A 13,034-nucleotide genomic window follows, 5' to 3' on the forward strand; every position below is an offset into this window, starting at 1 on the left:
ACACCATGGCCGTCCTCTCGAAGCATCCCGTGTCGGCGCCGCCGAAGGCGCCGGTGCGCGAGCGGACGAGTCACCTGCTGCTGCGCGGCTGGTGCATCTTCGTGCTCTTCCTCGTACTCTCGGGCGTCTCCTGGGTCAATGCGATCGGCGCGGTGGCATCGGCGGCGCTCACGGTGGGCGCGAGCATCGTCTCGCTGATCCTGTGGCTCGCCATCCGTCCCCCCGTCCACTGGCAGCGACTGCCGTGGTTCCCGGTGCTGTATCTGGTCTGGGCCGGACTGTCGATGATCTGGTCGCAGTGGCTGGGCGTCTCCGCGATCACATGGGGACTGCTCGTGCTCACCACCCTGCAGGGGCTGTTCGTGGCCGCGGTGCTGACGTGGCGCGAGATCATCCGGGCCATTGCATCCGCCCTCAAATGGTGCGTGGGGCTGTCGCTCCTGTTCGAGCTGGCCGTGGCCGTTTTCGTTCGCGGTCCGCTGCTGCCGGAGTTCATGATCCCGGCCGACCGCAGCGTCGATCCCATCGTGTACTGGTGCCGCGGGAACCTCTTCAACGGGGGGCGCATCCAGGGGATCTTCGGCAACGCGAACCCGCTCGCGATCGTGTGTCTGCTCGCGATCATCGTGTTCGCGATCCGCATCGCGGCGAAGGCGCCGCGGCGGGCGCTGCTCGGCGTATGGATCGTCGTTGCGGCGTATCTCATGTATCGGGCGTCGTCCGCGACCGTGTACCTCGCCGCCGTCGCCGCCGCCTTGGTCCTCGTGACGGTGCTCCTCATGCGTTCGGCACGGCGGCCCGGCCAACGCACGCTCTACTACGCGCTGTATGCCGTGATCGGTCTCGGCGGCGCGCTCACGGCGTGGCTCGTGCGTGGCACGATCTTCACGGCGCTCGGGCGATCGGCCGATCTCACCGGCCGGGAGCGCATCTGGAGTGCGGTGCTCGAGCGGACCGCGCAACGGCCGGCGATCGGATGGGGCTTCGCGACACCGTGGCTCACCGGCGATCCGCACTTCGACGGCTGGATCATCGACCACGGTCAGTCGGTGATGCAGGCGCACAACATGTGGGTCGACGTCTCGATGCAGCTGGGCATCGTCGGCATCGTGCTGCTCGGACTCGTGTACCTCTCCTTCATCTGGCGGGCATGGTTCTTCGCGGTCGACCGGCCGCGGTGGGATCTGCGGGCCGACCGTCCCTACTCGCCTCTCACGCTGCTCCCCACGCTCGTCGCGACGGTGCTGCTCGTGCAGGGCGTGGCCGAGTCGGAGCCGCTGCTGCTGTGGGGCTGGATGTTCGTGGTGATGCTCGCGTTCAAGATCAAGCAGTCTCCGCATGTCGGCGTGGGGCGCGCTGAGCAGCGCGCCGCGATCGAGCGCGGGGAATTGGTGGCGGATGCTCCGGCCGCGCCCGGAGGTCGCACGTGAGCAGTGCGCAGCACGGCTACCAGCCGCATCCGATGCGGTGGCTCTCCGAGCTGTTGCGGTCGGCGGGGATGGCGCGTGCGTTCACGCTGACGGCGTTCGCCGCGGTGTTCTCGTCGCACGCGATCCAGTGGCTGGCTGGGCTGGTGACCTACGTCACGGTGATCATCGGGCTGTGCCTCATCGGCCTCGGGATGCTCCTCGCCCGGCGCCGGGAGATCTCGTTCCTGCGTCTCGTCCCGGTCTCGCTGCTGCTGTTCCTCGCGTGGACGGCCGTCAGCGTCTTCTGGAGCTACTCGCCGCCCGACACCGTGGTGGGATGGACGTCTCTCGTCGGGATCGCGTTCCTGGCGATCGTGGTCGGGCACGTGCGTGACACGCTGCAGACGGCGCGGGCGCTCGGGGACGTCATGCGGTGGCTGCTGTCGATCTCGCTGGGGCTCGAGATCCTGATCGGCATCCTGATGCGCACGCCCGTGCACTGGCTTGGCATCGAGGGAAACATCATCCACCTCGGCCCTGTCGAGGGGTTGTTCGGCACACGCAACATGCTGGGCTTCGTCGCGGTGCTCGCGCTGGTGACGTTCGTGGTGGAATGGCGGACGGCGTCGGTCCGACCGGGTGTCGCGGTGTACTCGGTCGCCGTGGGCGGCGTGCTGGCGGTGCTGAGCGGATCGCCGACGGTGCTCGTCGTGGCGGCTGGCGTCGGGCTCGCCACGGCGGCGCTGGCGCTCGTGCGCCACACGAAGCCGCACAACCGGATGACCGTGCAGTGGACCCTCGGCGCAGTGGTCGTGGTGGCGCTCGCATCGGCCTACGTCTTCCGGCATCAGATCATCGCGGCGGCGGGGACTGACTTCTCGATCCGCGCGAACCTGTGGCGTGTGCTCTCGTTCTACGTGCGGTTCTACCCCGTTCAGGGCTTCGGCTGGTTCGGCCCGTGGCCCCGTGACGAGTACCCGTTCGTCGCGATCAACTTCTCGCTCGACAAGCACTACACGACGGCGCTGAACGCCTACGCCGATCTCGTGCTCCAGGTGGGATGGGTCGGTGCGTTCCTGTTCGTGGGCATGGTCGGCATCGCCGTCATCCGGTCGTGGCTCGTCTCCGGCGAACGCCGCTCGATCGTCTACGCGTGGACGCCGCTGATCCTCGTCGCGATCGTCGTGAACTCGCTGTTCGAGAGCTTCGCCCTCTTCGGTGCCGGATGGCTCATCCTCGTCGTGTGTCTCGTGAGAGCGGGGCAGTCACGGTCGTGGCGAGAGAGACTGGATGCAGCGGAGACGGGCTCCGCACTTCCTCAAGATCCCGTTTGAGGCTCTGTCCTGGCCTCACGCTTCCAGCGATCCGGCGCTGCGGCGCGAAGCCGCGCAGCGAGCGGCTTGCGGGTACGCGCGGCGACCATCGCCTGGAACACACGCTCGCGGTTCTTGCCATCCGTCACAGGGAACGCGGCGGCCATTCGGGCTGAGTACTCGTTCCCCGCTCCGCGCAGCACAGCGTCGGCGAGAGCCCCGGCCGCGGATGCAGCATCCACGTGCACGGGACCGAATCCGCCGGCTTCGTAATCGAAGTACCCATCTCGCTCGGTGTGCCCCGCGCGATACTCGTCGCGGTCGAACTGGAAGTACACGACAGGCGTCCGCAGGTAGGCGGCGTTGAACGCCATCGACGAGTAGTCGGTGAGCAGTGCAGCGGCATCCGCGAGCAGCTCTCGAACGTTCGCATCCGCGTACGAGAGCACGCGGACATGATCCGGAACAACGAACTCGGGCAAGTAAGCACGCATGTTCGGATGAGGCATGAAGACCACGTCATAGCCGTCGCCCGCGAGCTGCTTTGTGCGGGGGTCTGCAAGCAGAGCAGCCCAGGATCGGGCGTAGGCGGACGTCGCGAATCCGGCGATGTGCTCACGCACCCCCGAATCGGTGGTCATCTCCCCCACCAGGTAGTCCCGCCACGTCGGCATGATCAGCACGGTGCGCCGGACATCGTCTCGCCCGTCGGCGCGCATCAGTCGCAGCACATCATGCCGCGGCAGGCCGGTGAGCCGCACCTCCTTGGTTCCGAACTTGTACGGGGATGAATCGGTGATGTAGTCGTACTCCGCCTCTGTCGAGGTGACGAAGACGTCGATGTGCTTCTTGTTGAGCCAGTCCGAGATGTCGCCCTTGATCACTCCGTGCTGCAGGAAGGTGAAGGTATAGCCGGTCCGGCGTCGTTTCGGCAGCACATCGGTAATGAACCTGTCGGCGTGGCTGGAAGCGTAGTGATCTGCATGCGCCAGGAGCGCGAAGAACTCCGGTTCACCGTAACCGACAAGACGCGCACCGCGGACGGCGAGGCGCTCCCAGTCGGGGGTGCCCTTCGTCACCACGAACCACGCGTTGATCTCCGGGTGATTCTCGCGTACCCAGAAATACATGTCCTCCCCGCTGTCGTTCGCGTCGACGTCTCGGTCGATGAACACCCACGCGCGGCGGAACCGCCGCGCAGAGCGGGGCGAGCGCATGGCGAGGGCCTGGCGTCCGATCTGTGCGATTCGACCGCGCCGCCGGTTCACGCCGGCAACGATCCGGCGCGTCTGCGCCACGAATGTGAAGCGGGCCGCGTGTGCACGCGCCGCGAGGCCCCCCTCCTTCCGAGCAAAGGCGTTCGCAGATGCGTGAGCACGCCGTACCGGCAGTTCTCGACCATCGAGCACGATGATCGGCTCGACCTCATCGGGCAGCCACAACGTCCGTTCCCAGACGATCGGACGTCCGACGTACTCCATCCCCTGCGTCTTGACATGGTGCGCTTGCACGCGGCGTCCATTGACAAGGACGTCCTCTGTCGGAGCATCCGCGCCGTGACGGTAGACATATGCTCGCAGCCCCTGACGTCGATCGGAGCCGGCCATCGCGACGTCACCATGGATTGCCGCTCCCTTCGCAATGACCAGAGCGTCCCGCATCCATTCCTCGACCGGGATGAGGCCGAACGAGCGGATCGCCTCAACGTCGATGTGCTCGAGGTAGGCCGGAACAAGCTCACGCAGGGCGGCATGCGTCCCCTCGGGGAATCGGCCGTTGCGGGCCGGTCCCGACTGCGACGAGAGCAGGATCCAGAACTGGTCGTACAGCATGAGGTTCTGCGCCCAGCGAGGAACGCGTCCATGTGTGCGAAGCGCAGTGTCGATCACGCGGGGGAAGCCATGCCTCAAGTGGTCGACGTACTTACGTGGGTCGGCCCTGGTCGACTGGATCGTCGAGGACTGGTCGGCACGCTGTCGATAGAGATATCGCGCCGCCGGGACGAAAAGAACCACTGGGTCGTCCACCCGGAGGAGGTACTCGGCGAGGAAGGCCGCGTCTTCGAACCGCACACGAAGTTCCTCAGGGAATCGCAGCGTGAACCGCTCGACGATGCTCCGACGGATGAGTGCCGATGTGGCGTGCGGCTGGATCCAATCCGGATCAGTGTCAAGGTGGCGGAGAGTCATTCCGTGGTGGAACCGTCCGTCGAGCGCATGCGGCTCAGTGCCGCGTTCTCGTCCGTACCACAGCAGGATGCGTGCCGAAACCGCATCCACCGTGTCAGCATCGACGCGAGCCAGCGCCTTCTCGAGTTCCGCAAAGTACGTGCGGCCGAGCACGTCATCCGGGTCGGGGAACGTGAGCCACTCGCCCGTCGCCACCGAGAGGCCGAGGTTGCGCGCCGACGCCTGTCCGCCGTTCGGCTGGGCAAGGAAGACGACGTTATCAGGGTGCGCGTCCGCGAACTCGCGAGCGAGTGAAGCGGTCGCTCCGTCGTCCGTCGACCCATCGTCGACGAGGATCACCTGCAGTCGATCGAATCCGATGCTCTGCCGAAGCAGCGACCGCAAGAAGTCCGGCAGATATGCCGCCACGTTGTACAGGGGCGTGATGACGGAGTACGTCGGCATCTGAGCGCTTTCTGCGGCGTGCTAGTTTGCGTCGAACAAACCGTCGCAGGTCTTCGCGACCGTCACGGGGGTCGACGTCACGGTGGGGGTGTAGCGCACCGACAGCGGTCCGAGCTCACCCTTCGGCAACGTGCTGGTGTAGGTCACGGTCTTGCTCTCGCCGCTGGGCACGAACACACGGATGCTCTGGGCGTTCCGTCCGTCTTCCACGCCCTCGCGGCGGTCGTAGGCGGAGTCGCCGTACTCGGGATCCACAGAGGTGATCTCGGATCCCGGCGGCGCGAAGTAGATGACGTCCTGGATGAAGGTGTTCTTGAGCAGCCCGTAGCGCTTGTTCCGGATGCCGAGCTGGTACTTCGTCATCCCCTCCAGCGGTGCACTGTTCGAGATGGTCAGCGCCGTGGTGACCGTGCGGTCCTCGGCGTTGCACGTCACGTTGACCTTCGTCTTCATGAAGTACTCGAGCTTGCTGTACGCGGCGTCGTTGACGAAGACGCCCACCTCGGTCGTCTTCTTGTTGTCCGTCGCGAGGGCGCCGTCGAGCCCCAGCTCGACGGCCATCGCCTGCTCCTGCTTGCGCGGGAACCACACATGCAGGCGCTGTTCCTCGGCCGAGATCGTGAGCTGGTCGAGCATCTTCATGACGTCCCACTGGCCCGATGAGATCTTCGTGAACACCCGCGATGCGACGTCGCCGAAGAACGCATCCTGCGCGGTGTTACCGCTGTAGCGCGTGTACGCGTCGTACAGGAGCGCCTCGACGACGTTCTCCGACGTGAGCTTGCGGTGATCGGCCGTCTCGATGGGTCCGGTCACCTTGAGCATGTGCGACAGCACGACCGGATCAAGAGTGATGACCCCGTCCAGGTGCTTGCCCGTCGTGATGTCCCAGAGCGAATCGAACGCCTCGGCTGTCGTCGGGAAGTTCGGCGTACGGGTGAAGTTGCCGAATCCTCGGAAGGTGTCGGGCTCGTAGAGTGCCTGGGTCTCCTCGGGTGGGAAGATCACCTGGAGATCGCGCCGGAAGGTGAAGGTGCTCGTCTGCTCCCGCAGCTTGATGTGCCCGTTGTCGACGTCGACGATCGCCGTGGCGGCCGGCAGGCCTCCCCCGCTGCGCGACTCGGCATTGTTCTGGAACACGAGCATGTAGGTGCGCTTGCCGTCTTCGCCCGCAACCTTCAGCAGGGTGGGCAGGTAGTGCTGCACCTGCTTCAGCAGCGGACCGGCCTCATCCATCACGTCGAACAGCGACCCGATCGCATTGTCGACGACCGGCAGGATCTTCGTGCGGTCGACACCCTTCAGCTGCTCATGCGCACGACCGAACGCGTCGGTGATCTCGGGCAGAGACTTGCTCGCCTCGCTGATCGGCTCGAGGTCGACGCCTCCGCCCTTCACCGACATCTTGTCGATCTGCAGAGTGCTCAGCAGCTTCACGCCCGCCGGCATGGCGCCCTCCGCGAGGGTGTGCGTCGCCTCCGTCGCCTTCCGCACTGCGTCGACGTTCTGCCCCACAAGCGGAATCCCGGCTGCCACTTCCCACAGCGGACCCTGTACCGTGCTGTTCGCGCCCCTCGTCAACGACAGGATCTTGTCGCCCGCCGCGACGATCTTCTCAGAGTCGCCGGCTTTCATGTACTTCGTGATCGAGCTGATCTCGCTCTTCGCCGACATCAGGTCGTCCTTGACCGAGATCGCTTGGAAGGCGAAGACGGCGGTCACCCCGCCGAGAGCGACGATGACACCGCCGACCACGGATGCGGTGATCCACGGCCAGCGGTGACGGCGCTTGGGTGCCGCGTGGGATCCGGCTCGATCCGCGCGGTAGCGTCCAGGAGAAGAGGTCTTGGGCACCCGTCGAGAATACCCGGGTCACACTGTGATCCCGCCGAATGACGGGGCCGGGGACCAGTCGGATGTTTACGAGCCGGCCAGTGCGCCGCACGATGCGGCCACGTCCACCTTCGTCGACGTCGCCGTCGGCGTGTACCGCACCGACAGCGGACCGAGCTCGCCCTTCGGCACCGTACTGGTGAACGAGACGGTTCGTGTCTCGCCCTTCGCTACGAAGATGCGCATGCTCTCGACGTCACGGCCGTCCTCCTCGCCCGTGCGCGTCGCGGACGGGTCATCTCCGGCGGCCGGATCGGTTGACCCGATCGATGCTCCGGGCGGAGCGAAGTACATGACGTCGAGAATGAACGACGTGCGCGGGATGCCGTACCCCCTGTTGCGGATGCCCATCTGGTACGACGACAGCTCGTCGTCATCGGTCAGCGTGTTCGTGACCGTGACGCTGGTCGTGACGGTGCGAGCGGCAGCATCGCAGGCGACAGCGACCTTCGAAGTCAGGAAGTATTCGAGCTTGCTCGCGGCGTAGTCGTTGAGGAAGATGCCCACCTGTGTCGTGCCCGTGTTCTTCGTCTTCAGGGCGCCGTCCAGCCCGAACTCGGTGGCCATCGCCTGCTCGCCGTCTCGCGTGAACCAGAGGTACAGGCGCTGCTCCTGGGCCGAGGTCTTGAGCGCGTTGAACATCTTCGGCACGTCCCAGCCTCCACCCGCGACCTTCATGAAGACGCGTGCGGCGACGTCGGCGAAGAACAGATCCTGTGCGTCACGGGACGGGTAGCGGATGTACGGCTTGTAGAGCACCTCGTCGACCACGTTCTTCGACGTCAGCTTCGTGCCGTCGGTCACCGTGACGGGCCCCGTGACTTTCAGCACGTGGGAGAGTACGACCGGGTCGATGCTGATCACGCCGTCGAGCTTCTCGCCATAGGTGTTCGACCAGAGCGCCTGGAACGCCTTCGCCGTGGTCGGGAAGTTCGGGGTGCGGGTGAAGTTGCCGAAGCCCGAGAAGGTGTCGGAGTCGTACAACGCGAGCGTCTTCTCGGGAAGATCGATTACTTGACGGTCGCGCGGGAAGCTGTAGGTGCTCGTCTGCTTCCCGAGCGAGATGCGGCCATCGTCGACGATCACCTTCGCCGTCGCGGCAGGGAGCCCGCCGGTGCTGCGCGACTCAGCGTTGTTCTGGAAGATCAGCAGGTAGGAACGTTCCCCCTTGGCGCCCGCGATGTCGAGCAGCGCGGGGAGGTACTTCTGGACATTCTTCAGGACCGGGGCCGTCTCGTCCATGAGATCGAAGAGCGGGCTGATGGCGCCGTCGACCATGGGGAGGATCTTCGTGCGGTCGACCGTGGCGAGCTGCTCCTGGGCTTTGTCGAAGGCGTCCGTGATCGCTGGCAGCGAGTCACTTGCCTCCTGGATGGGCTTCAGGTCGATGCCGCCGCCCTTCACAGCGAGGCTGTCGAGCTTGAGTGTGCTGAGCATCCTCACCCCGGAAGGCATCGCGCCCGCAACCATCGTGTGCGTCGCCTGGGTGACGGTGCGCACGGCGTCCACATTGGCGCCGACGAACGGGATGGCACCGAACACCGTCCACAGGGGCCCGGCCACAGTGTCATCAGCGTGGGCGGTCAGCGTCATCACCTTGTCGCCCGACGCCTTGATCGACGCGGTGTCGCCCTTCTTGACCGCCTTCATGATCGCCGACACCTCGGACCTCGCCGCATTGAGATCGTTCTTGACGGACAACGCCTGCAGAGCGAAGACCGCCGCTGCGGCGCCGACGATCAGGACGACGACGATCGCCGTGATCCATGGCCAGCGCCGACGGCGGTTGCTCGTGGCGTGAGTGGCGTTCGTTGCGGCGCTGTGGCGTCCGGCTGCACGGGTGTCGGGCACGGCCCGAGCCTAGCGAGCAGCAACTGTGACGAAGCCGAGTCTCATGAATCACTGATGTCGGTGTCATAGGATCCCGTACAGTTTCGCCGTTCGGAAGAGAGCCCAGATGCCCAGCCTCCGCAGGATTCTCCGCAGAAGCCGCATCCTCCAGAAGTGGCGGTTCGCCCACTACTTCCTTCCGTACGCGATCCTCGCCCGAATCGTGCGAATACGGCCCGGGCGCGTGCTGTTCCTGTCCGATTCACGGGCCGGCTACTCCGGCAACATCGCGCTGCTCCGGGAAGAGATCAACCGCCAGAATCCGGCCGCCGAGGTCATCGGGCTGTTCAAGCGGAGCATGGCGGCGCGTCGTCCACTCCGTGATGTCGTACGCCTCCCATGGCTCGCCGCCACCGCTCAGACGATCGTCGTCGATGACTTCTATCCGGCGATCTACGGCTTCCGAATCCGGCCCGGCAGTCGCCTGGTGCAGGTGTGGCATGCAGCCGGCGCCTTCAAGCGCGTCGGCTTCAGCCGGGAGGGACTGCCGGGAGGACCGATCCCGGGCTCGATCATCCACCGCAATTACACGGATGTGACGGTCAGCAGCGAAGCAGTTCGCCCCGACTACGCCGAAGCGTTCGGCATCGATGTCGCCCGAGTGAAGGCGCTCGGCGTTCCCCGCACAGACATGTTCTTCGACGAGACCTTCATCGCCGAGGCCCGTCGCTCGGTGCGGTCACGTTACGGTATCGCCGACGGAGCCCGTATCGCGCTCTTCGCGCCCACGTTCCGCGGCAACGGCCAGCTCACCGCAACGTTCGACTACGACAGCATCGACTGGCATGCCCTGGCCGCCGACCTTGGCGACGACTGGGTCGTCATGGTCAAGATGCATCCGTTCGTGAAGCCCCTCATCGTTGCACGCCCCTCCGTCACCGGCGTCATCGATGTCACGGGCGATCGCGAAATCACGCAGCTGCTCATGGCCGCGGACGTGCTCGTGACCGACTACTCGTCCACGATTTTCGAGTACGCGTTGCTGCGCCGCCCCATCGTCTTCTTCTGCCCTGACCTCGAGCAGTACACCGCAGACAGGGATTTCTACTATCCGTTCGAGCGCTACGTCACCGGACCGCTCGTCCGCGATGCCGCCGAGCTACCGGATGCCGTGAGACAGGCACGCCACGAGGCCGAGCAGGACCGATTCCTCGAGTTCTTCATGTCGGCGTGCGACGGACGATCCAGCGAGCGCATCACACGGGAACTCATCCTCACCCCGCGCACGGGCGGCCGACCAGCAGCGGCAGCCCCGGGGGGCAGCGCGCCCGAGCCGACTCGGACCGGAGGCGCCATGGGCCTGAGACTGCTTGTCGCACATGCTGCACGCATCGGCCTGAACATCGTGTATACGCCTCTTCGGATCCTGCCCCGGCGGCGCAAGGTGGTCATGATCAGCCGGGAGCACGAGACCGTGCCGGAGGATTTCACCGACCTCGCAGATGCGATCTCCCGTGCGGATCCTTCCGTTCGTGTCGTGACGCTCGTACAGATGGTGCCGCCCGGGGTGCTCGCCAAGGTCGGATACGTGTTCCACATGCTCGCGCAGCTCTACCACGTGGCCACATCGCGGGTGTTGGTGATCGATACCTACGCAATGGTCGCGAGCCTGCTGAAGCACGGCAGGGGCCTGACGGTCGTGCAGATCTGGCACGCCCTGGGGGCCTTCAAGAAGTTCGGGCTGAGCATTCTCGACCACGAGGAAGGACGTGACCGCCGGCTGGCGCGGGCCATGCGGATGCACGAGGGCTACGACATCGTTCTCTCCAGCAGCGAGGACTGCCGACCGGCGTTCGCCGAAGCATTCGGAACGGATGTCGACAGGGTCGCCGTCGCTCCGCTCCCCCGCGTCGATCGGCTTCTCGACCGACACCGCGCCGCGCGGACACGTGATCGCATCCTCGGCGTCCATCCCCATCTGCGAGACGCCCGAGTCGCGGTGTTCGCACCAACGTTCCGCCTCGATGGCAGTGTCATCACCGATGCCGCAGCGGTCTCGGCAGCGCTCGCGAAGATCGGGGTGCACCTGGTCGTGAAAGTGCATCCGTTGATGCCGGTCGACTTCGGGCCAGAGGTCGACACCGCCCCAGGGTTCTCGACGCAGGAGCTCCTTGACGTCGCCGACCTCTTCATCACCGACTACTCCTCGACGCTCTACGAGGCGGCGGTGCTCGGAGTGCCGAGCTACTTCCTTGCACCCGATCTCGATGAGTACATCGCGTCACGGGATTTCTACATCGACTACGGCGCCGACCTTCCGGGCCCGATTGTTCGCGACATCGCGGCCCTCGTTGCAGCGATTGAGGCGAACGAAGGTACGCGCGAAGCCGCCCGCGAGTTCGCCAACCGGTGGGTGCAGGTCCCCCCGACCGCCAACCCCGCGACGGCGTGTGCGGACACAATCGCGGGTCTCATCATCGCCGCAGCAGACGCCTGACCAGACGGCCGGCGCGATGACGCGCGAGCTGGGCGTCCCAGAGCAGGCGCCGCCACCGCGATCCCGTCGGACCGGGCACCGGTTTCCATACCCTGACTTCGCCGGTTCTGGCGGGAACGGCACGATGGAGCTGACCGAACCGCTCCCGGCGATGACGGTCCTGCTGCTGAGTGGCCGTGTCGTCGGCTCTCCGCTCAACGACCGACCGACGCTCCCCGTCCGATACCGCCCACCGCGCCGTCGGCGCCTCGGCTTGCCACCGATGCAGCAATTGCTGACCGAAGTAGTCCGGCGTGATGACACTTGGGGCGACGGAGAGGACCTCGTCGTGCACGTCATGCAACTCGACCTTTGCAGGCTCAGCCGTCGGAACCATCACGCGGCCGCCGAGGTCCCGATAGGCGCCAACCCAGGCGGGGACCGTCCGTCCCGCGAGTCGTTGGAGCAGCAGACGGGATTCCAGCGGCAGCGCGGTCGCGTCGTACTCGAACAACCGCTGCTCGGCTACGTGTCGCGCGCAGGCGGCGAGTGCGTCGAGTGCGGCGGTGCGCTCGGATGGGCCCAGAACGTCGGCATGCCCTTCTTCTGTGAGCTGCGCAGGCAGGATCCACTGGCACTCGTAGAGGAACATCGACTGAAGCCATCCCGGCACGCCGGCGCCGGCGGCGGCGCCCTCCATGAGGACTCGGTAACCGTCGCGGAAGCGTTCGATATAGGTGTCGGGGTCGCGGCGGAACCTGTCGACGGCCGAATCACCGGTCGCCCGTTTGCGGTACACGTAGCGTGCGTCGGCGACGAGCCCGAGAACGGGATCGGCGGTGCCGAGAAGGAACTCCGCGACGAAGAGGGCGTCTTCTGAGGCATGCAGGCCCGAGCGGAATCTCACACCTCGGGACACGAGATCGGCCCGACGGAAGAATGCAGAGGCGACGTTCAACTGGAAGAAGTCCGGGAACTCGTTCATCGAGACACAGCGGTTCCCGGCCATGAAGCGGAATTTCAACGCGTGCACGTCCTTCGTCACCGTGTCTGGCTCACGCAACCGTAGGAGGTGTGTGGAGGCGACGCTCACCTCCTCGCCATGACGTACGAGAAACCGCGCGACGCGGCAGAAATAGTCGGGCGCAAGATAGTCATCCGAGTCGGGAAACGTCAACCAGTCGCCCTGCGCGGCATCGAGACCGGCGTTGCGCGCGGCGCTGACTCCGGCGTTCTCCTGGCGGATCAGGCGCCCCTCAACGTCGGAGCCAGCGAGCCAGTCCTCCGCCATGGTCGCCGACCGGTCGGGAGAACCGTCATCGACGAAGATCACCTCGAGCCGATACTCCCCCGGCCGCTGCTCGGAGAGACTGTCGAGCAGGTCTGGCAGGTACCTCTCGACGCGGTAGAGCGGGATGACGGCGCTGATGGAGATCATTGCCCACCGATCCTATTCCGAGCCGGCGAAGACGTGAGGACG

At 65.8% G+C, this 13,034-nt stretch carries 7 protein-coding genes; 3 read left to right on the forward strand and 4 right to left on the reverse strand.

The window, feature by feature from the left end; genetic code table 11:
• Positions 1-5 precede the first annotated feature (5 nt).
• Positions 6-1,430: an O-antigen ligase family protein gene (locus tag AC3RX1_RS00680; protein WP_491499304.1), complete on the forward strand. Its 1,425-nt coding sequence runs from the start codon at positions 6-8 to the stop codon at positions 1,428-1,430.
• Positions 1,427-2,743 (forward strand): O-antigen ligase family protein, encoded by a 1,317-nt coding sequence (locus AC3RX1_RS00685; protein ID WP_491499305.1) that lies wholly within the window; start codon positions 1,427-1,429, stop codon positions 2,741-2,743. Before AC3RX1_RS00680 ends, AC3RX1_RS00685 begins: the two co-directional genes overlap by 4 nt.
• On the opposite strand, the gene AC3RX1_RS00690 is transcribed toward AC3RX1_RS00685, so the two are convergent.
• The 3 genes from AC3RX1_RS00690 to AC3RX1_RS00700 form a co-directional block, all read right to left on the reverse strand.
• Entirely contained in the window at positions 2,728-5,355 is a 2,628-nt protein-coding gene (locus tag AC3RX1_RS00690; RefSeq protein WP_491499306.1) for a bifunctional glycosyltransferase/CDP-glycerol:glycerophosphate glycerophosphotransferase, read from the reverse strand. The two genes, AC3RX1_RS00685 and AC3RX1_RS00690, sit on opposite strands and share 16 nt — an antisense overlap.
• A gap of 21 nt (positions 5,356-5,376) precedes the next feature.
• A complete protein-coding gene (locus AC3RX1_RS00695) occupies positions 5,377-7,209 on the reverse strand; it encodes a DUF4012 domain-containing protein (RefSeq protein ID WP_491499307.1) in 1,833 nt (610 codons plus the stop codon).
• Between the two features lie 66 nt (positions 7,210-7,275).
• Positions 7,276-9,099 carry a DUF4012 domain-containing protein gene (locus AC3RX1_RS00700; RefSeq protein ID WP_491499308.1) on the reverse strand — a complete coding sequence of 608 codons (1,824 nt, stop codon included), beginning with the start codon at positions 9,097-9,099 and terminating at the stop codon, positions 7,276-7,278.
• A 106-nt stretch (positions 9,100-9,205) separates the two neighbouring features.
• Here AC3RX1_RS00700 and AC3RX1_RS00705 point away from each other — a divergent pair, with 106 nt between their 5' ends.
• Complete coding sequence (locus AC3RX1_RS00705) at positions 9,206-11,575, forward strand: CDP-glycerol glycerophosphotransferase family protein (protein WP_491499309.1); 2,370 nt, start codon at positions 9,206-9,208, stop codon at positions 11,573-11,575.
• Here the strand turns inward: AC3RX1_RS00705 and AC3RX1_RS00710 are convergent.
• Positions 11,553-12,992 (reverse strand): glycosyltransferase family 2 protein, encoded by a 1,440-nt coding sequence (locus AC3RX1_RS00710; protein ID WP_491499310.1) that lies wholly within the window; start codon positions 12,990-12,992, stop codon positions 11,553-11,555. The genes AC3RX1_RS00705 and AC3RX1_RS00710 overlap by 23 nt on opposite strands.
• Positions 12,993-13,034 lie beyond the last annotated feature (42 nt).

Source organism: Microbacterium altimontanum (assembly GCF_058349865.2).